At 71.0% G+C, this 19,542-nt stretch carries 22 protein-coding genes; 11 read left to right on the top strand and 11 right to left on the bottom strand.

Going from position 1 to position 19,542, the window contains the following annotated elements:
• Positions 1-39: 39 nt before the first annotated feature.
• Positions 40-456: an SsgA family sporulation/cell division regulator gene (locus ABD361_RS10075; RefSeq protein WP_344434554.1), complete on the bottom strand. Its 417-nt coding sequence runs from the start codon at positions 454-456 to the stop codon at positions 40-42.
• Between the two features lie 194 nt (positions 457-650).
• Between ABD361_RS10075 and ABD361_RS10070 the strand changes: the two genes are divergently transcribed.
• Entirely contained in the window at positions 651-1,907 is a 1,257-nt protein-coding gene (locus tag ABD361_RS10070) for an RDD family protein (RefSeq protein ID WP_344434552.1), read from the top strand.
• A 100-nt stretch (positions 1,908-2,007) separates the two neighbouring features.
• Positions 2,008-2,532, top strand: coding sequence for an RDD family protein (locus ABD361_RS10065; protein ID WP_344434551.1), 525 nt, complete (start codon positions 2,008-2,010; stop codon positions 2,530-2,532).
• Here the strand turns inward: ABD361_RS10065 and ABD361_RS10060 are convergent.
• Positions 2,518-2,781, bottom strand: coding sequence for a hypothetical protein (locus tag ABD361_RS10060; protein ID WP_344434550.1), 264 nt, complete (start codon positions 2,779-2,781; stop codon positions 2,518-2,520). The genes ABD361_RS10065 and ABD361_RS10060 overlap by 15 nt on opposite strands.
• 341 nt (positions 2,782-3,122) lie before the next feature.
• On the opposite strand from ABD361_RS10060, the gene ABD361_RS10055 reads away from it, so the two are divergent.
• A complete protein-coding gene (locus ABD361_RS10055) occupies positions 3,123-5,540 on the top strand; it encodes an immune inhibitor A domain-containing protein (protein WP_344434549.1) in 2,418 nt (805 codons plus the stop codon).
• Positions 5,541-5,671: 131 nt separating this feature from the next.
• Positions 5,672-6,007: a hypothetical protein gene (locus ABD361_RS10050; RefSeq protein WP_344434548.1), complete on the top strand. Its 336-nt coding sequence runs from the start codon at positions 5,672-5,674 to the stop codon at positions 6,005-6,007.
• Positions 6,008-6,014: 7 nt separating this feature from the next.
• On the opposite strand, the gene ABD361_RS10045 is transcribed toward ABD361_RS10050, so the two are convergent.
• Both ABD361_RS10045 and ABD361_RS10040 read right to left on the bottom strand, forming a co-directional pair.
• Positions 6,015-6,608, bottom strand: a complete 594-nt coding sequence (locus ABD361_RS10045) for an isochorismatase family protein (RefSeq protein WP_344434547.1) — start codon at positions 6,606-6,608, stop codon at positions 6,015-6,017.
• 104 nt (positions 6,609-6,712) lie between these two features.
• Complete coding sequence (locus ABD361_RS10040; protein WP_344434546.1) at positions 6,713-8,044, bottom strand: nicotinate phosphoribosyltransferase; 1,332 nt, start codon at positions 8,042-8,044, stop codon at positions 6,713-6,715.
• A gap of 112 nt (positions 8,045-8,156) precedes the next feature.
• Between ABD361_RS10040 and clpS the strand changes: the two genes are divergently transcribed.
• From clpS to ABD361_RS10025, 3 genes are all read left to right on the top strand, one after another.
• Positions 8,157-8,468, top strand: coding sequence for an ATP-dependent Clp protease adapter ClpS (gene clpS, locus ABD361_RS10035; RefSeq protein WP_344434545.1), 312 nt, complete (start codon positions 8,157-8,159; stop codon positions 8,466-8,468).
• On the top strand, positions 8,468-9,061 hold the full coding sequence (locus ABD361_RS10030; protein WP_344434543.1) for a DUF2017 domain-containing protein: 594 nt from the start codon (positions 8,468-8,470) through the stop codon (positions 9,059-9,061). The genes clpS and ABD361_RS10030 overlap by 1 nt, the downstream gene beginning before the upstream one ends.
• Positions 9,062-9,385: 324 nt before the next feature.
• On the top strand, positions 9,386-10,855 hold the full coding sequence (locus ABD361_RS10025; RefSeq protein ID WP_344434542.1) for an amino acid permease: 1,470 nt from the start codon (positions 9,386-9,388) through the stop codon (positions 10,853-10,855).
• A gap of 75 nt (positions 10,856-10,930) precedes the next feature.
• Here the strand turns inward: ABD361_RS10025 and ABD361_RS10020 are convergent, their stop codons facing one another.
• The 7 genes from ABD361_RS10020 to ABD361_RS09990 all read right to left on the bottom strand — a co-directional run bounded on the left by ABD361_RS10020 (position 10,931) and on the right by ABD361_RS09990 (position 17,187).
• Positions 10,931-11,554 (bottom strand): methylated-DNA--[protein]-cysteine S-methyltransferase, encoded by a 624-nt coding sequence (locus ABD361_RS10020; protein ID WP_344434541.1) that lies wholly within the window; start codon positions 11,552-11,554, stop codon positions 10,931-10,933.
• Positions 11,555-11,573: 19 nt separating this feature from the next.
• Complete coding sequence (locus ABD361_RS10015; protein WP_344434539.1) at positions 11,574-12,380, bottom strand: MGMT family protein; 807 nt, start codon at positions 12,378-12,380, stop codon at positions 11,574-11,576.
• The gene (locus tag ABD361_RS10010) at positions 12,377-12,925 is read right to left on the bottom strand and encodes an RNA polymerase sigma factor (protein WP_344434538.1); all 549 of its coding nucleotides are present in this window, start codon (positions 12,923-12,925) and stop codon (positions 12,377-12,379) included. The genes ABD361_RS10015 and ABD361_RS10010 overlap by 4 nt, the downstream gene beginning before the upstream one ends.
• Positions 12,926-12,963: 38 nt before the next feature.
• Positions 12,964-14,421 carry an MFS transporter gene (locus tag ABD361_RS10005; protein ID WP_344434537.1) on the bottom strand — a complete coding sequence of 486 codons (1,458 nt, stop codon included), beginning with the start codon at positions 14,419-14,421 and terminating at the stop codon, positions 12,964-12,966.
• A gap of 29 nt (positions 14,422-14,450) precedes the next feature.
• A complete protein-coding gene (locus tag ABD361_RS10000; protein ID WP_344434535.1) occupies positions 14,451-15,143 on the bottom strand; it encodes an HAD family hydrolase in 693 nt (230 codons plus the stop codon).
• Between the two features lie 58 nt (positions 15,144-15,201).
• On the bottom strand, positions 15,202-16,695 hold the full coding sequence (locus tag ABD361_RS09995; protein ID WP_344434534.1) for an amidase: 1,494 nt from the start codon (positions 16,693-16,695) through the stop codon (positions 15,202-15,204).
• A 120-nt stretch (positions 16,696-16,815) separates the two neighbouring features.
• The gene (locus ABD361_RS09990) at positions 16,816-17,187 is read right to left on the bottom strand and encodes a hypothetical protein (protein WP_344434533.1); all 372 of its coding nucleotides are present in this window, start codon (positions 17,185-17,187) and stop codon (positions 16,816-16,818) included.
• 41 nt (positions 17,188-17,228) lie between these two features.
• Between ABD361_RS09990 and ABD361_RS09985 the strand changes: the two genes are divergently transcribed.
• From ABD361_RS09985 to ABD361_RS30640, 4 genes are all read left to right on the top strand, one after another.
• Positions 17,229-17,651 (top strand): M67 family metallopeptidase, encoded by a 423-nt coding sequence (locus ABD361_RS09985; RefSeq protein WP_344434531.1) that lies wholly within the window; start codon positions 17,229-17,231, stop codon positions 17,649-17,651.
• A gap of 128 nt (positions 17,652-17,779) precedes the next feature.
• Entirely contained in the window at positions 17,780-18,061 is a 282-nt protein-coding gene (locus ABD361_RS09980) for a MoaD/ThiS family protein (protein ID WP_344434529.1), read from the top strand.
• A 13-nt stretch (positions 18,062-18,074) separates the two neighbouring features.
• Complete coding sequence (locus ABD361_RS09975; RefSeq protein WP_344434528.1) at positions 18,075-19,025, top strand: PLP-dependent cysteine synthase family protein; 951 nt, start codon at positions 18,075-18,077, stop codon at positions 19,023-19,025.
• A 110-nt stretch (positions 19,026-19,135) separates the two neighbouring features.
• On the top strand, positions 19,136-19,270 hold the full coding sequence (locus ABD361_RS30640; RefSeq protein ID WP_361746852.1) for an eL43 family ribosomal protein: 135 nt from the start codon (positions 19,136-19,138) through the stop codon (positions 19,268-19,270).
• The last annotated feature ends 272 nt before the right edge of the window (positions 19,271-19,542 follow it).

Raw genomic sequence — 19,542 nt, 5'->3', positions numbered from 1 at the left:
GCACCCGAAGGAGCCCTTCCGCCCGCACCGCCCGCGGCTTTACGCCCCCGAGGCCAGCAGCTCGCGCAGCGCCTCGTCGAGGGACAGCCACGCGCGCTCCTCACCGGGCGGCACGGCCCGCAGCGTGCGGTCCAGCCATGCCGAGACCGCCCGCGCCGGCGCCCTGAGCAGGGCCGTGCCGTCGGGAGAGGACAGCGCGACGCAGACCACCGCGCGGTCCCCGTCGCGCCCGGGGAAGATGCGCACGTCCCCGGCGCCGGCCGCCCGGAACACCCCCTCCACCAGCAGGTCTCTCGCGAACGTCCAGGTCACCGGCTGCTTGGAGGTGATGTGGAAGGTCAGGTGGACGGCGTACGGGTCGGCCGTCCGGTAGGTCAGCCGGGACGGTACGGGGATGCTGCGCTCCGGCGACAGCACCAGGTCGGTCTCCAGCTCTCGTTCCACCACGGTGTGCATGAGTGCGCCCTCTCTGCTCGGGGATCAGCATTTCCCCAGAGGGCGGAGGGCGCGATTCATGACGCGACTTCCGGCCATCGGTACGGTTCGCACGTGTGAGTGGTCCGCCGCGGGTGCGTCACGGAGGGCGGGGCGGTCTGGTAGACCTGGTGACCACCCAAGTACGGCCGAGCAGATACGGGACACCGGAGACCATGAGCGCACCCACCTCGGGATCCGCTGACAGCAGCCCCCCGCAGGGGTACTACCCGGACCCGTCGATCCCCGGCTACATCCGTTACTGGAGCGGCACCGCCTGGGTGCCCGGCACCAGCCGGCCCGCGCCCGCCGAGGGCGAGCCGATGCCCGCGCCGCCGCCCTCGGCGGTCGTCGCGCCGCGCCCGGCACCGCCCGCGCCCGCCACCCCCCGCGGGGCGGAGGAGACCGGTCCGGTGTTCCTCGACGAGGAGCCTCCCTCGGCGGCGGCGGCGACGACGGCAGCAGCAGCCGGCACGGCTCCGGCGACGCCGGCCCTGCCGCGGGCCCGTGACCCGCGGCTGGCCGAACTACCCGTCAAGGAGCCGCTGCGGTCCGCGCAGCAGCCCCCGCAGCGCCCCGAGGCGGCGGCCGCCGTGGAGAGCGGCCAGGGCACCCTCGACCTGCGCCCCACGGCGCACGGCGCCGCCCCCGCCTCCTCGCCCGTCCCCGCCTCCTCGCCCGCCCCCGCCGTCTCGCCCGCACCGGTGGCGGCTCCCGTGGCCTGGCCCGACCGGCGCGCCCAGGAGCCGGCCGCAGCCCCCGCCGCCCCGGCGGAGGCCGAGGCCGCCGGGCTCCCGGCCCGGCGCCCGGAGTCCGCGCCCGTGCCCCGGCAGCAGCAGCCCGTGGGCTGGGCGCAGCAGGTGCAGCAGCTGGCTCAGCAGGCGCCGCCCGGGGCGCCGTGGAAGCCGGTCGTGGACGACCCGTTCGTGCGGGCCGCGCAGGCCGCCCAGGCCCGGCCGGCCGGGCTGGGCCGGCGGCTGGCCGCCCGGCTGCTGGACACGGTGGTGCTCGGCGGCGCGGTCGGCGCGGTGGCCGTGCCGCTGTGGGCGAAGTCGGTCGAGCACATCGACGAGAAGGTCGAGCAGGCGCGGCAGACGGGGCGGACGGTGACGGTCTGGCTCCTCGACGGCACGACCGGCACGTACTTGGCCGTGGTGCTGGCCGTGCTCTTCGTCGGCGGTCTGCTCTACGAGGCGCTGCCCACGGCGAAGTGGGGGCGGACGCTGGGCAAGAAGCTCTTCAAGGTGCGCGTGGTGGACATCGAGTCGCACGACGTGGCGGGCTTCGGCGCGGCGGTGCGCAGGTGGCTGGTCTACGGGGTGCTGGGAGTGCTGGTGGTCGGCGTGCTGAACGTGCTGTGGTGCCTCTTCGACCGCCCCTGGCGGCAGTGCTGGCACGACAAGGCGGCCCGTACGTTCGTGGCGAGCGGCTGAGCCGGCCGCCCCACTCCGTGCGCCCACCCGCCGTGGGCGCAGCCCCCCGAACGGCGGCCGGTCGGATGCGACGGGCCGGCCGGCGCGGTGTACTCGGGCCATGAGCACGGAGCCGCCGCCGTTCCCGCCACCGCCGCCCGCCCCGGGGCCGGCCGATCCCCTGGCCGGGATGCCGCCGCTGGGCAGCCGCTTCAAGCGGCTGGTCGCCCGCATCATCGACGGCCTCCTGATCAGCGTTCCGATCAGCGTGATCTACGCAGCCGCCACCTGGAGCCAGGACCACGACGCCTGGGACTGGCGCAACGACCAGGGCCGTTCGACCTCTTTGTCGATCATCGTCGCCATCGTCTACTTCCTCTACGAGGGGCTGATGCTCTCGGCGCGTGGCCAGACCGTGGGCAAGATGGCGATGAGGATCCGGGTCGCGATGCTGGACAACGGCGCGATCCCGCACGGCAGGCCGGGCTGGACGCGCGCGGCGGTGTACTCGCTGCCGGAGGTCATTCCGTGCTGCGGCTTCGTCTTCTGGCTGGTCAACGTGTTGTGGTGCACCTGGGACGAGCCGTACCACCAGTGCATCCACGACAAGGCCGCGAAGACGGTGGTGGTCTCAACCGTGCAGTGAGGCGGCCGGCGTGCGCTGGTCGGCCAGGGCCCCTTCGGCGGCCGGGCATCGGCGGCGCTCGCGCCGTGTCCTCGTACGCCGCGGGGACGGCACGAGGAGGGCCACGGCGACCCCCAGGGCGAGTGCGGCCAGGGCGATGACGCCCAGTGCGGCGCCCGGGGCGCCCGGTGCCAGCAGCAGCATGGCCAGGGCGGCGCAGACGACGGTGGCCGATCCGTACGCGATCTGTGCAGGAGCCGGACGCGGCATGGCGGGATCCGTCCTCAAGGCATCAAAGGCGTCAGCGGACAGGGGAGGGGATCGAGTCGCTGGTACGTACCCCTGGTATGTACCGCCTTCGACTCTACGAGGGTCTCTGCCCTGGCGGAACGGGTGGTAAGCGTGACCTAACCCACGGTACCGGGAGCACAAGGGGTGCACGGGGGTGTTCGGCGCGCCCGGAGTGAGCCGTCGCGCTCGGGCTTGCCCGTTATCCGCAACTTAAAGGCCGGATAACGTACTTGCTTGACCTTGCACAGTCAAGATCTGTCTTTTCTGGCGTCACTCCGATCAAATACCTCCACAGTTCTTACTGGGGAGGACATTCACAAGTGAAGATCAGCCAACGTCGGGTCGTCCGATCCGCCGCGGTGGCCGCCGTGGTCGCGGCCCTCGGCACGGGCACCCTGTCGGCCGGGATCGCGCAGGCGGCGGGCGTGACCACCCCGTCCGGCGCGTCCGACCGCCCCGCGACCATCGAGCGCCAGGACCCGGCGCAGGTCAAGAAGGGTGCGGAGCACGACCTCAAGGGCCCGTTCAGCAAGAAGCAGGAGGACCAGCGCAAGGCCGCGCTGGAGCAGGTCATATCCGGCGACGCCACGGCGCAGCAGCGCGGCGCGTCCAAGGTCGTGCAGCTCGGCAAGGGCAAGTACGTCGAGCTCGGCCGGGAGAAGACCGACAAGATATTCACCATCCTGGTGGACTTCGGCGACAAGGTCGACGACACCACGATGTACGACCCGGACGGCCCCGACGGCCCCAAGCCGCCCGTGAAGAAGTACGGCGGCACCCCCGGCCCGGCGCACAACACCATCCCCAAGCCGGACCGCTCCAAGGACAACAGCACCGCCTGGCAGCAGGACTACAACCGCCAGTACTTCCAGGACCTTTACTTCTCGCACGACGAGAAGAAGGAGTCCCTGGCCAAGTACTACGAGAAGCAGTCCTCCGGCCGCTACTCGGTCGACGGCGTCGTCACCGACTGGGTCAGGGTCCCCTGGAACGAGGCCCGTTACGGCTCCAACTACTGCGGCTCCACCAACTGCCCCAGCGCCTGGGACCTGATCCGCGACGCGGTCAACCAGTGGGTGAAGGACCAGAAGGCCGCCGGCCGCAGCGACGCCGACATCAAGGCCACCCTCGCCCAGTACGACCAGTGGGACCGCAACGACTACAACCACAACGGCAACTTCAACGAGCCGGACGGTTACATCGACCACTTCCAGATCGTCCACGCCGGCGAGGACGAGTCCGCGGGCGGCGGCGCCCAGGGCAAGGACGCCATCTGGGCCCACCGCTGGTACGCCTACGGCTCCGACGCCGGCAAGACCGGCCCCGGGAACAACAAGGCGGGCGGCACCCAGATCGGCGACACCGGCTTCTGGGTCGGCGACTACACCATGCAGCCGGAGAACGGCGGCCTCGGCGTCTTCGCCCACGAGTACGGCCACGACCTGGGCCTGCCCGACGAGTACGACACCACCGGCACCGGTGAGTCCTCCGTCGCCTACTGGTCCCTGATGTCGTCCGGCTCCTGGCTGGGCGAGGGCAAGGACACCATCGGCGACATGCCCGGCGACATGAGCGCCTGGGACAAGCTGCAGCTGGGCTGGCTCAACTACGACAAGGCCAAGGCCGCGACGAAGTCCACCCACAAGCTGGGCGTCGCCGAGTACAACACGCGCGACAAGCAGGCCGTCGTGGTCGACCTGCCCGCCAAGAAGGTCACCACCGACGTGGTCAAGCCCGCCGAGGGCAGCAGCCAGTGGTGGAGCGGCCAGGGCGACGACCTGAAGAACACCCTCACCCGCCAGGTCGACCTCACCGGCAAGTCCAAGGCCACCCTCGACCTGTCCGGCTGGTGGGACATCGAGGAGAACTACGACTACCTCTACGCCGAGGTCTCCACGGACGGCGGCGCCAACTGGACGCCCGTCGACGGCACTGCCGACGGCAAGCAGATCACCCGTGACGGCGGCAACAAGCCCGCCCTGACCGGCACCTCCGGCGCCTACAAGAAGCTGTCGTACGCGCTCGACGCCTACGCCGGCAAGAAGATCGGTCTGCGCTTCCGCTACGCCACCGACGGCGGCACCTCCGGCAAGGGCTTCACCGCCGACGCCATCACCCTGACCGCCGACGGCACCCAGCTCTTCGCCGACGGCGCCGAGAACGGCGACAACGGCTGGACCGCCCAGGGCTTCTCGCGCATCGGCGCCTCCTTCACCAAGGAGTACCCGCAGTACTACATCGCGGAGAACCGTCAGTACGTCTCCTACGACCGCACCCTGCGCGTCGGCCCGTACAACTTCGGCTTCCGCAACACCAAGCCCAACTGGGTCGAGCACTACCCGTACCAGAACGGCCTGCTGATCTGGCAGTGGGACACCTCGCAGGCGGACAACAACGTCGGCGTGCACCCCGGCGCCGGCCGCATCCTGCCGATCGACGCCCACCCGAAGGCCGAGAAGTGGGCCGACGGCACGATCATGCGCAACCGCTTCCAGGCGTACGACTCGCCCTTCAGCTGGTACCCGACCGACGGCTACACCGTGCACAGCAACGGTGTCGCCACCCGCGTCAAGGGCAAGCTCGGCACCCCGGTCTTCGACGACCACCGCAACACCTACGTCGACCCGGCCAACCCCTCGGGCGGTGTGAAGATCACCGACACCAACACCCGCATCCGGATCCTCAACGAGGCGCTCACCGGCTCCACGATGACGATCCAGGTGGGCCCGGCCAAGTAACCCCGCAGGGCTCGTAGCACAGCTGTACGGCCGGTGCCCGTCTGGCGGGCACCGGCCGTTCGTGCCGAGAATGCTTCTCATGATGGTCTTACGGACGCCACCGGCGTCCCCGTCCCCCCGGCGGGGGTGAGATGGCAGGCGGAGGCTTCGTGCGGCTCCCCGACGGCAGTGTCGTCGTCGCCCTGTCCCTGGCCGCCCCGCACGCCGGGTCCGCCCCGCCGGACGGGCGCGTACGCGTCCTGGTGCGCGCCCCGAACCGGGCCCGCGCCCTGACCCGGCTGCGCAACCTCGGGCTGCGCGCCGTCTACCTGCGCGGCAACACCGAACCGCCCACCCCCGACGAGGTCACGGCCGTCCTGCACCACCCGGACGGGCTGCTGTGGCGCTCGCTGCCGCACGGGCGGACCGAGTCCTGGCACCCGATCGGCAGCCTGCTGCGCCCCGCCCGCTCCGCCGATCGGCCCTAGCGGGCCCTCAGGCCGCCTGGACGACCGGCTCGCCGCGCAGCTGCACGCCCGCGGCGCCGAGCTCCTGCAGCGTGCGCTGCGTGGTCTCCGGGGCCACCCCGGCCGTCAGGTCCAGCAGCACCCGGGTGGCGAAGCCGGCCCGCTGCGCGTCCAGGGCGGTCGCCCGGACGCAGTAGTCCGTGGCGATGCCCACCACGTCCACCTCGGTCACCTCGCGCTCGCGCAGCCAGTCGGCGAGCTTCGCGCCGGTCTCGTCCACGCCCTGGAAGGCGCTGTAGCCGGCCTCGTAGGCGCCCTTGTCGAAGACCGCCTGCACGGCCCCCGAGGCGATGGCGGGCGCCAGGTTGGGGTGGAAGCCGCTGCCCTCGGTGCCGGCCACGCAGTGCCGGGGCCAGGAGTGCTCGTAGTCCGGCTCGTCGGAGAAGTGCTCCCCGGGGTCGACGTGCATGTCCCGGGAGGCCACGACGTGGGCGTACCCGGCGGGCGCCTCGCCCACCAGGTCGGTTATGGCCGCGGCCACGTCGGCGCCGCCGGCCACCGCGAGGCTGCCGCCCTCGCAGAAGTCGTTCTGCACGTCGACGATGATCAGTGCACGGGTCATGGTGCAGATCCTTATGTGAGGGGCCCCCGGCCGGTCGTACGGATCAGCCTGTGTGACCGAGGGTAGTGAGTCGGGTGGCGGTGCGGGAGGGGCACTGGGGGCGCTCAGGAAGCGTATTCCGTGGGCAGGACCGGCTCCCCGCGGGAGAGCTGCGTGGCGGACATCGGCAGCCCCGCGAGCGCCGTGCGGTGCCGCTCGCGGGCCGCGGCCAGCGGCTCCCGGCCGACGACGGTGCCCCCGCGCACCAGCTCGACCAGCAGCTGCCGGTCCGCGAGGCCCTCCGGGACGGCACCGGTGCCCACGACCTCGGCCTCGGCCACCCCGTGCGCGTCCACGCGGCGTGCCGCCCACTTGCGGCCGCCGAGGGAGGCCTTGCCGCCCATGGACTTCTTGGCCACGGGCCGCAGCGGCGCGTCCGGGCCCGCCTCGTCCGAACGGGCGACCAGCTTGTAGACCATCGAGCAGGTGGGGTGGCCACTGCCGGTCACCAGCTGGGTGCCGACGCCGTAGGCGTCCACCGGGGCGGCGGCGAGGGAGGCGATGGCGTACTCGTCCAGGTCGCTGGTGACCACGATCTTCGTGTCCTTGGCGCCCAGCTCGTCCAGCTGCCGGCGCACCCGGTGCGCGAGCAGCAGCAGGTCGCCGGAGTCGATGCGCACCGCGCCCAGGTCCGGGCCGGCGATCTCCACGGCCATCCGGACCGCCTCGGCCACGTCGTAGGTGTCCACCAGCAGGGTGGTGTTCGAGCCGAGCGAGGCCACCTGCGCCGTGAAGGCGTCGCGTTCGCTGTCGTGCAGCAGCGTGAAGGCGTGCGCACTGGTGCCGACGGTGGGGATGCTGTAGCGGAAGCCCGCGGCCAGGTCGGAGGTCGAGCTGAAGCCGCCCACGAAGGCGGCGCGCGCGGCGGCCACGGCCGCCAGCTCGTGCGTGCGGCGGGCGCCCATCTCGATCAGCGGCCGCTCGCCGGCCGCGACCGACATCCGGGATGCGGCGGCGGCCACGGCCGAGTCGTGGTTGAGGATCGACAGGATCACCGTCTCCAGCAGCACCGCCTCGGCGAAGGTGCCCTCGACGCGCAGGACGGGCGAGCCGGGGAAGTACACCTCGCCCTCGGGGTAGCCCCAGATGTCACCGCTGAAGCGGTAGTCGGCGAGGAAGGCCAGGGTGGCGTCGTCGACGACCTTGCCGGCGGCGAGGAAGTCGAGGATGGCGCCGTCGAAGCGGAAGTTCTCCACGGCGTCCAGGACCCGTCCGGTGCCCGCGACCACGCCGTAGCGCCGGCCCTCGGGGAGCCGGCGCGTGAAGACCTCGAAGACCGAGCGGCGGTGCGCGGTGCCGGACCGCAGGGCGCCCTGCAGCATCGTCAGTTCGTACCGGTCGGTGAACAGCGCCGTGGACGGCACGGTCACCGGGAGTCCCAGGTCCGCAGTGTTCATGGCGCCGATGCTACCCCCAATACTCGTCAGAGTGACGATTTCCCGGCGCGGGGTCCTTGCGGGGGACCGTTGCGGGGGGCCGTTTGTGCGGGCGAAGTCGGCAAGTGGCAGCATGGAACCTGTGAGTGTTGCACCGGTCGAGATCGAACGGCCCGATACGGGGGAGTCGCCCTTCGCGGTGACCGAGCCCGACGTCCCCTGGGTGACTCTGGTCCACAACGACCCCGTCAACCTCATGAGTTACGTGACCTACGTCTTCCAGGCGTACTTCGGCTACCCCAAGGACAAGGCGCACCGGCTGATGCTCGACGTCCACCACAAGGGCCGCGCGACGGTCTCCAGCGGCACGCGCGAGGAGATGGAGCGCGACGTGCAGGCGATGCACGGCTACGGACTGTGGGCGACCCTGTCGCAGGACCGTTGATGGCCGGGCACTTCGAGCCGCTCCCCGGCGGCGGGGCCGCCGTTGCCCTGGACGAGGTCGAGATCTCCATCCTGCGCAGCCTGGCCGTGCAGCTGCTGGAACTGATCGGCCCCGGCGAGACGGACGGCCCCGAAGCGGCCGACCCGCTGGCCCGCCTGTTCGCGGAGGGCCCCAGTGAGCCTCCTGCCGATCCCGCCCTGGCCCGGCTCTTCCCCGATGCCTATGGCACCCCCGGCGCCGAGCAGGACCGGCAGGAGCGTGCGTACGCCGCCGAGTTCCGCCGCTACACGGAGAACGACCTGCGCGAACGCAAACGCGAGGACGCCCTCGGGGTGGTGCGCTCGCTGGACGCGCTCACCGTCGCCGGCGACGGCGTGGCCGTGCTGCGGCTGGCCCCGCAGGAGGGCCGGCAGTGGCTGGGCGCGCTCAACGACCTGCGCCTGACGATCGCGGCCCGGCTGGAGATCACCACCGAGGACGACAGCGACGCGCTGTACCGGCTGCCGGACGCCGACCCGCGCAAGCCCATGGTCATGGCGTACCTGTGGCTGGGCGGACTTCAGGAAACGCTGGTGGAAGCACTGATGGCTTGATCGTTACTTGTCGGTATCCATACGCGTCCGCTCACCGAACGCTCAATTCCGGATAACGATCGAATCACTGTAACGGCGGCTATTAGCCGCCGTTATTGCTTTTGTCCTGATTTATTTGTGATGCAGGCCACTCCAGCTGCTCGTATGCCGAGACGATCTCCCGGTCAACCGTGATACATCTTGCCGACCTGCCTCCGTGACGCCACCCCTGTCACGGCGGGAGCGCTTTGCCGGCCGACCGCCGGCGCCTAGCAGGAACTCCATCCGGGGGGATCGGTACCCGATCCGGAGCAACCGGATCGGTATGGAGAAAGGCGCACCACCATGACCTCTGAGCAGGTCGCGGACCGGACCGCAGTGCGGGACGGCGACGGAAGCGACAAGGAAGCTTCCGAGGGTTACCAGCGGGGACTGGGCAACCGTCAGATCCAGATGATCGCCATTGGTGGCGCCATCGGAACCGGTCTGTTTCTCGGCGCGGGCAAGGCCATTTCCAAGGCCGGACCGAGCCTCATCCTGGCCTATGCGATAGCCGGCCTGGTCATCTTCTTCATCATGCGAGCGCTCGGCGAGCTGCTCATGTACCGCCCGGTGTCGGGCTCCTTCTCCGAGTACGCCCGGGAGTTCCTCGGCCCCTTCTGGGGCTATGTGACCGGATGGACTTACTGGCTCTTCTGGGTCGTCACCGGAATCACCGAGGTGACCGCCGCGGCGACCTATGTGCAGTACTGGAACAAGTCGATTCCCCAATGGGCCTCGGCGCTGGTCTTCACCGTCCTGCTCTACTTCGTCAACCTGATCTCCGTGAAGCTCTTCGGCGAGCTGGAGTTCTGGTTCTCGATGGTCAAGGTCACCGCCATCATCGGCATGATCCTCATCGGCCTCGGCGTGATCATCCTCGGCTTCTCCAAGGCCGGTGACACCGCTTCCTTCAGCCTGCTGTGGGACCACGACGGGTTCTTCCCCAAGGGCATCGGCGGCACGCTGATGACCCTGCAGATCGTGATGTTCGCCTTCCTCGCCGTCGAGCTCGTCGGCGTCACGGCGGGCGAGGCCGCCGACCCCAAGAAGACCCTGCCCAAGGCCATCAACACCGTGCCGTGGCGCATCGCCGTCTTCTACCTGGGCGCGCTGATCATCATCCTGTCGGTCGTCCCGTGGACCGAGTTCATGCCGGGCGTGAGCCCCTTCGTGGCGGCCTTCGCCAAGATCGGCCTGCCGGCCGGTGCGGGCATCGTCAACTTCGTCGTCCTCACCGCGGCGCTGTCCTCCTGCAACTCCGGCATGTACTCCACCGGCCGCATGCTGCGCGACCTCTCGCTCAACGGCCAGGGCCCGAAGTTCTTCGGCCAGCTGTCCAAGAAGGGCCTGCCGTTCCGCGGCACCACCTTCTCGGCCGCGCTGATGCTGGTGGGCGTGTGGATCAACTACCAGTGGCCGGGCGACGCGTTCAACTATGTCGTCTCCTTCGCCACGATCTCGGGCATGTGGGCCTGGATCATGATCCTGCTCTGCCAGCTGCGCTACCGCCGCATGGCCAACGCGGGCCTGCTGCCGCAGTCGGAGTTCAAGGCCCCGGGCGCCCCCTGGACCAGCCTGTTCGCCCTGGCGTTCATCATCATGGTCATCGTCCTGATGGGCATCGACGAGGACGCGCGGATCTCCCTGTACTGCGCGCCGGTCTGGGCCGCGATCATGTGGGTCTCGTACCTCGTCCTCAAGCGCCGCAACCCGCAGGCGTTCGCGCGCCGTGACCACACGGCCGCCGTCGAGGAGGCCGGAACGGCCGCCTGACCGCAGGCGTCCCTCGCCGGGCCCGCCCGCACCCTCCGGGGTGCGGGCGGGCCCGTTGGTTTTTGGCTGAATCGTTTAGTTGCCCCCTGCAGGCATGCTGGGGCCTGTACTTTTTCGTGCCTTCTCCCATCGCCTCTCCGCCGCAACGGATGCCGAGGGCCGTGCTTCGAGATCGAGGAGGAACTGCTTGGCCGGTATGCCTCCGGCGTAGCCCGTCAGCCGGCCGTGCGCGCCTATGACCCGGTGGCAGGGCAGCACCAGGCACAACGGATTGGACCCGAGCGCCACGCCCACGGCCCGCGCCGCACCGGGCCGGCCGATCGCCGCCGCGATCTGCGCATAGGTCGAGGTGCGGCCGTAGCCCACCTGCCCGTCGACCGCCCGGAGCACCTCGCGGGTGAAGTCACTGGCCAGCCTTGGATCCAGCGGCACGGAGAAGGTGCGGCGCTCACCGGCGAGATAGGCGTCGATCTCCGCCTGCGCCTGCTCCAGCACCGCGCGCCGGCCGGGACGGATGGTGCTCGGGTCGTCGGTGCAGTGCCGGGCCACCCGGGACAGCAGTCGTTGCGCCACGTCCACGGGGGCGAAGCCGCAGTAGAGCAGGGCGTCGTCCGAAGCGGCGAGCGACAGCCGGCCCACTGCGGTGTCGTGCCTCGTCACCGCCACGGAGTCCAGTAGAGGCGAGCGGTTCTCGGTCACCGGGACCTCCTTGTCCGGTTCAGGCCGGCACGGGCCGGCAGCTCTTGCACGGGCGGTACCCGGCGTGCCGGGCTTCCGCGGCCGAGCGGAAGGGCACCCGGTGGGGCGGCGTGATCCTGCGGGCGTGCGCACAGGTCGGGTGGCAGTAGATGTGGGTCGTGTCGCTGCCCAGGAAGACCATCTTCAGCCGCGTCAACGACTCGACGTACTCCGGGTCGATCCCCTCCGCCCGGCGCAGCGCGTCTCCCACATCACGGCCGTAGGCCGCGTCGTAGGGGCGTCCGCTGTCGTCGGCCACCCGGTGGCAGGGAATGAGCACATGCACCGGATTCCTCGCCAGCGCCTCGGCCACCGGGGCCGTCCCGGCGAGCCCTGCTTCGTGGGCCACCCAGGAGACCGGCCGTATCTGCCCCCGCGGAATGCGGCGCACGGCTCCCAGCACGGCCTGCTCCAGGGCGCTCAGCCCCGCCAGGTCGATGGCGACTCCTGAAGCTCGCCCCGTCCGCAGCGCGGGCCGCACCCCGGCGGGCGGGTCCGCGGCGGAGATCACCGAACGCCCGGTGCGCGCCAGATGTTTCTCCTCGAACTCCCGCCGGTCGGCGACTACCGCTGCCAGCGTGGCACCGGTCAGCGCCCGCCCGTTGCCCGCGACATAGAGGCCGCCTGCGGGTGAGTCGACCAGGGCGTAGGTGTCGTAGCGGCTCTGCGTGATCCCCAGAGCCTTGAGGACCCCCAGTTCGAATCCCGTCGGGGCGTCCTCGGCCCCCAACGCCGCCAGCATCCCCTCCAGGGGCGTCACCCCCGAGGGGCCGTTGACACTGCTCATGTCATCACCTCCTTCAGCATGGATTCCTCCGTCTCCAGGGCTTCGCGGAGCTTGGCGAGCCCCCGGGAGACCTGTGCCTTGACCGTGCCGACCGCGCACTGCTGCGCTTCGGCCACCTCGGCGTAACTGAGCCCGATCACATGGCGCATGATCACAGCGGCCCGGTAGCGCTCCGGCAGCGTGGCCAGCGCGTCGACGAGCGCCTTGCGGTCGACGGTGGCCGTGGCCCGCTCCTCCGGCCCCGGCTGGTCGTCGGGCCAGCCGAGGCCGGCCTCCTCCACCCGGCCCGCCGAGACCGGTCGTCTGCTCTTGGACCGGAGGTCGTTGCGCCAGACGTTCGTCGCGATGCTCATCAGCCACGCCCGTGGCCGGAGCGAGCGGCGACGGGAGGGGGAGAACTGCCGCAGCGCCACGTAGGCGCGCAGGAACGTGTCCTGCCCCAGGTCGTCCGCCTCGGCCGGTGAGCCGGTGAGGCGTAATAAATACGTGCGGATCGCCGAGCCATGGACCCGGACCAGTTCCACGAAGCCGTCGTCGAGGTCCAAGGCCAGACGATCAGTCAGTTGCCCTGTCATCTCGTCCATTACCCAATGAACACCGACGGCTCGCCATCGGTTGCCCGCCGCCGGGTGCCCAGCCGGGCCGCACCGGCACTGAGCACGGCCATGACCATGCACGCGGCGAGGACCAGGCCCAGCGCCGAGGCGGACCGGTCCGGCGAGCCGCTCCCGGCCAGGGCCAGGTAGCCGCCGCCCAGGGCGGCCACCCCCAGCGCCCCGCAGAGCTGGGCGTTGGTGCTGATCACCCCGGACAGGTCGGCGGCATAGCGGTCCGGCATGGCGAACGTCATCCAGCCGATCAGGGCGTTGGAGCTGATGCCGAGCCCCAGCCCACCGATGCCCAGCAGCACGAAGAGCGTCGGCCCGCTGTGGTGGCCGCAGAGCACATAGACCCACACCGCGGCATAGCCCACGGCCAGGACCAGACAGCCCACCACCGGCATCGCGGCCCGGCGCTCCTCGGGTATCCGGGCGAGCAGCGGACCGGCGAACCCGAAGGCGGTCACCCAGGACACCATCGCCAGCCCCGCGTACGTCGGCCCGTGCCCCAAGCCGTCCTGCAGGTAGACGGCGAGCACGAAGAGCAGGGCGAAGTACGTCAGCGTGGTCACGCCGTGGGCGACCAGCGGCCACCGCACCGCCGGCTCGCGTATCACCTCCTCGGCGATCAGCGGCCGCCCGCCCTTCGCCGCCAGGCGGCGCTGCCCGATGCGGAAGGCGGCGAACAGCGCACCGCTGGCGGCCAGGGAGACCCACATCCACACCGACCATCCCTGGTCCGTGCTCAGCAGGAGCGGGACGATGAGGAGCAGCACGGCGGCCGCCAGCAGCGACATGCCCCGCAGATCGAGCTCCTCGGCTCGCCGGTCGCCCTCGTCCTGCGGGATCCAGCGCATCGCCGCGTAGATCAGGAACAGCCCCACGGGCACGTTGATCAGGAAGATGGGCCGCCAGCTGGTGCCGTAGATGTCAGCCGCTATCAGCAGACCGCCCAGCGCCTGCCCGGCCACGGCGCCTCCCGACAGGGCGACGGCGTAGTAGCCCAGTGCCTTGATGCGCTGATCCCCGCGGAAGTGCAGCTGGATGCCGCTGAGCACCTGCGGCACCATCAGCGCCGCCCCGGCACCCTGCACCAGCCGGGCCACGATCAACTGGACGGGCCCGGTGGCCAGGGCGCAGGCCAGCGACGCACCGGTGAAGACCGCCATCCCCGCATTGAAGACGCGGCGATGACCGTGTGCCGCTCCCAGCCGGGCCCCGGCCACCAGCAGCACCGCGTAGGCCACCACATAGCCCGACACCACCAGCCCGGCCTCGCCGCCGGATGCGCCCAGCCCGGACTGTATGGACGGCGCCGCTATGTTGGCGATGGCGGTGTCCACATTGGCCATGAACTGCGCGGCCAGCAGCACCGCCAGCACACGCCAGCGACGCCCGTCCGTGAGCGCCGCCCCCTCCTGCACTGCGCCGGGTCGCGACATGCTGTCTCCCACCCTCCTGAGCGGTGTGGTCAGCCGGAGATGCCGTGGGCGAACGGAGGCCAGCCGATCTCTCTGAGATCCGGCACCACCAGATCAGCGGCCCGCAACTCGGAGGCCGAGTGGGTGGTGGTGATCCCCACGCAGGCCATTCCGGCCGCCTTGGCCGCGGCCGCACCTGCAGGGGCGTCCTCGAAGGCCACGGCGCGGGCCGGCTCCACTGCCAGGGCCGCACACCCGGCCAGATAACCCTCGGGGTCGGGCTTCCCCCGGCTCACGTCCTCCGCGGTGATCAGGGCGGAGAACAACTCGGCCCCGCCGACCAGCGCGAGGAGCTCCCGGGCGTGCTCCCGCAGGCCGGAGGTGACCACCGCCATCGGCACGCCCTCGGCGGCCAGCAGCTTGACCAGGGCCTCCGCCCCCGGAACCGCGTACGCGGCAGGAATGCCGGGCCCGTTGAGATATCCCACGGCCTCGTCGAAGAGCTCGTCCACGGTGCTGCCCGGGAAGCGGTGGACGTGGTCGGCCAGCGCCTCCTTGCCCCGCCGTCCGACGAAGGAGGCGAGCAACGCGTCGTCCACCTCCAGGCCGTGGGCCTGGAAAAGGCGGGTCCATGCGGCACGGCTGCGGTGTTCGGTGGCCACCAGTGTGCCGTCGAGGTCGAAGAGCGCGGCGTGCCACGGTGGGCTGCTGGATTCCGTCCGCGCCACGGAGGGATCGGTCATGAGGTGAGTGCCAGCCTTTCCTGCGTTCTGTGCTTCTCCTGCGTCTTGTGCTGCTTCGTCACGCGTCCGCGCGCACGGCCTTCGCGGCCGCCGCGAGGGTGTCTTCGAGACCCTCGTAAAGGTGCTGCCACGGCCGCCGCGTCTGGAGGGCGGCGGCACCTCGCACCACCGCCGCGTCATGGTGACGCCGGGCGGCGATCTGCAGGCCGACGGGGACACCGTTGGAGGCCAGGCCGACGGGGACGGTGGCGGCCGGGCTGCCGATCAGGTTGAAGGGGCTGGTCATCGACCAGCCGACGAACCTGTCGACTGCCTCGCCCCCGACCTGCGTGGGGCCGACCGTGGTGCGCGTGGCGTCGTTGGGGATCCCGGCAATCGAGTTGACCGGGCTGATGATCAGGTCGAACTCGTCGAAGACGCTCTCGAAGGTGTCGAGCACCTGGGTGCGCAGCAGGTCCGCCAGGCGGAAGTCCACGGCGCTCAGGCCCGCACCGACCGCCACGCTCTCGCGGTAGGCGGGGTCGATCCGCTCGTCGCCGGCGAAGTCCAGCCCCATCGGCCGGCTGATCTCGGCGGACTCGGCGTGGGCGAGCGAGAGGTAGCGCCGCCAGGTCGCGGTCAGCTCCGCGTGCGGCACGGGCAGCCGGAAGCCCGCCTCGACGACCTCCGCGCCCGCCTCCGTGAACGCCGGCAGGGCCGCCCGCACCAGCTGCTCCACCTCCGCCTCGACCGGATATCCCCCGAGATCGGGGCTGTAGGCGATGCGTATGCCCTGGAGCGAGGGCGTCAGTGCGGAGGCGAGCGTGTCACCGACGGGGAAGGAGTAGGGGTCCCTCGAGTGGGGCCCGGACATCAGGTCCAGCCCGAGGACGGCATCCTCCACGGTCCGTGCCAGGGGTGCGTAGCAGACCATGGGGTTCAGCCGCCGGAAGGCGTTGGGCCGGGCGGGCACGGCGACCCTGCCGAAGGTCGTCATCATCGTGAACACGCCGCAGAACGCCCCGGGGACCCGCAGGGAACCCCCCGCGTCCGAGCCCTGGGCCAGTGGCACCATCCCCGAGGCGACGGCGGCCGCGCTGCCCCCGGACGACCCGCCGGCGTTCATGGCGGGGTTGAACGGGGTGGACGCCGGGCCGAACAGGGCGCTGTCGGTCGTCGCCTTGAAGCCGAACTCCGGTGTGTTCGTCTTCCCGACCACGATGGCACCCGCCCGCACCAGCCGGTCGACGCATTCGATCGTGTCCGGTGCGATCTCGTCGGCGAAGATCAACGATCCACGGGTGGTCCGGACCCCCGCCACCGGATCGAGATCCTTCACCCCGATGGGCACACCGTGCAGCGGCCCGACCTCGGCGCCCGACAGTAACGCGCGCTCCGCCCGCTCGGCCGCCGCCAGTGCCTCGTCGTGGCACACCGTGACGAAGGCATTGACCACTCCGTTGTACTCCTCGATGCGCTCAAGACTCTTGCGCACCACCTCGACAGGGGAGACGTCCCCGGCCCGGATGAGCTCGGCAAGGCGGCCGGCGGTCAGTGACGCAAAATCTTCCATGGACCTCGTCCTCTTCGGAATCGGTACGGATCGAACGACCGCGGACCATGGCCGGTCAGCAGGTCATCGTCTCGTCATAGGGGAAACACCGGCGGACGCCGCCGGGTTGCACCGCACGGTTCACTCCGCGGGACAGGGCTCCTGCAGCACGAGCCGCTTCTCCATCTCCCGGACCGCACGGCAGTCCGCCCACACCTGCTCGCGGTCCGCGTGCGCCAGGACCACGAAGCCCAGCGACAGCGTGGCCAGCAGGTCCTTGGTCACCAGGTCGGCGCCGGCCAGCCCCTCGCGCTCGATCCAGGACTCCACCTCCCCGGCGTCGTCCGTGCAGATCTGCGGGATCACCGTCTCCGTACCGGCGACGACGCAGCAGGGGTCCAGCTCCTTGAGCCGGGCCGCCACTGCGGCCGTATCGCCGCCGCCCCCGGTGCCGCCGGTGCCGAGGAGGAGCCCGAAGGTAACCGTGGATCTTTGTTCATGCAGGTGAAACACCGGCGCGCCCCCGAGCGTTGCGCCCTGCCTATCCTTTCCGCATGCTGACCATCACGCAGGCCCTGTACGACCGCATCGTCGAGCACGCCCGCGCCGACCACCCCGACGAGGCGTGCGGAGTGATCGCCGGTCCGGTCGGCAGCGGTCGCCCCGAGCGGTTCATCCCCATGCTCAACGCCGCCCGCTCGCCCACGTTCTACGAGTTCGACTCCACCGACCTGCTCAAGCTCTACCGCGAGATGGACGACCGCGACGAGGAGCCCGTCGTGATCTACCACTCGCACACGGCGACCGAGGCCTACCCCTCGCGCACCGACATCTCCTACGCCAACGAGCCCGGCGCCCACTACGTCCTGGTCTCCACGGCCGACACCGACGACGCCGGCCCCTTCCAGTTCCGCTCCTTCCGCATCCTCGACGGCGAGGTCACCGAGGAAGCGGTCGAGGTGGTCGACGCGTACTGAGCGGTGAGACGCCGCATTCCGCCACATGGGACGAACATGCGGTGGGCGCACGGGGAATCGATACGATGCGCCCACGGTTCCCCACGACGTACCAGGAATCCCTCCGCACTCCGGCAGGAGCACACACCATGGCCATCGAGGTCCGCATCCCGACCATCCTGCGCACGTACACCGACGGGCAGAAGGCCGTCGAGGGCAGCGGCGCCACGCTCGACGAGCTCTTCCGCGACCTCGACAGCAGGCACAGGGGCATCCGCGAGCGCCTGGTGGACGAATCCGGTGAGCTGCGCCGCTTCGTGAACGTCTACCTCAACGACGAGGACGTCCGCTTCATCTCCGGCATCGCGACCGAGCTCGGTGACGGCGACAGCGTCACCATCCTCCCGGCCGTCGCCGGCGGCATGGCCTGATCGGGCGCCCGGCGTGCGCTACGACAGCCCCCTGGCGGCGGTGGGCAACACCCCGCTCGTCCGCCTGCCCCGCCTGTCCCCGTCCGCCGACGTGCGGATCTGGGCCAAGCTGGAGGACCGCAACCCGACCGGCTCGGTGAAGGACCGCCCCGCCCTGCACATGATCGAGCAGGCGGAGAAGGCGGGACGGCTGACCCCGGGCTGCACCATCCTGGAGCCCACCTCCGGCAACACCGGCATCTCCCTGGCGATGGCGGCCCGGCTCAAGGGCTACCGCATGGTGTGCGTCATGCCGGAGAACACCAGCCAGGAGCGCCGGGAACTGCTGGCCATGTGGGGCGCCGAGATCATCCCCTCTCCTGCCGCCGGCGGCTCCAACACGGCCGTGCGCGTGGCCAAGGAGCTCGCCGAGCAGCACCCGGACTGGGTGATGCTCTACCAGTACGGCAACCCCGACAACGCCGGCGCGCACTACGCCACCACCGGTCCGGAGATCCTCGCCGACCTGCCGGAGATCACCCACTTCGTCGCCGGGCTGGGCACCACCGGCACCTTGATGGGCGTCGGCCGCTACCTGCGCGAGCACAAGCCGGACGTGAGCATCGTCGCGGCGGAGCCGCGCTACGACGATCTGGTCTACGGGCTGCGCAACCTCGACGAGGGCTTCGTGCCCGAGCTCTACGACGCGACGGTGCTCACCACCCGCTTCTCGGTGGGGTCCGAGGACGCCGTCCGCCGCACCCGCGAACTCCTCGCCGAGGAGGGAATCTTCGCCGGCATCTCCACCGGTGCCGTCCTGCACGCCGCGCTCGGTGTCGCCCGTAAGGCCGTACGGGCGCAGCGGAGCGCCGACATCGTCTTCGTCGTCGCCGACGGCGGCTGGAAGTACTTGTCCACCGGCGTCTACACCGCCGCCACCACGGAAGAGGCCGTCGAGGCGCTGCACGGCCAGCTCTGGGCCTGACCGGGCCGGCGGGCGCACGGCGCGCGCATGCGCGGGGGTACCCCGCGCACGGGTGAAGTCGCTACTACCGATGTTGGGACGCTGCTGACATCATCACGTGGGAGACGCACATGAACTGTCCCGCATGTGGATCTTCGGACATGAGGCAACTCAACAATGGAAACTGGCAGTGCGGAAACTGCGGCGCGGTCACGGCTGGAGCGCACACGGCTCGACAGGGCGGCCTGGGAAGCGCTCGCCCCTGAGACGCGTGAGCGGCTCTCGGCGTTCATGACGCCGGAGGTGTTCACGGTGACGGCCGGCAGCGAGGAGTCGGCCGACCGCTTCCAGCGCTTCATGGAGACGCTGGACCGCGCGGAGCGGCACCGCCCGCTGTAGCCGCGCCCGCCCAGGACTGCACGCCCCCGGCGAGCGCCCTCCGCACTTCTGTACGCCCCCGGGCCCCGGTCGCGCGCCCTCACCGGCAGCGCGGCCGGGGCCCCGCGTCTGCCCGGGGTGACCGAGCCCCGGCCCGGCC

This window comes from Streptomyces luteosporeus (assembly GCF_039532865.1).
Classification (GTDB): Bacteria; Actinomycetota; Actinomycetes; order Streptomycetales; family Streptomycetaceae; genus Streptomyces; species Streptomyces luteosporeus.
The sequence above is the reverse complement of the archived record's forward strand: the minus strand, read 5'-3'. Positions and strand labels throughout refer to the sequence as shown.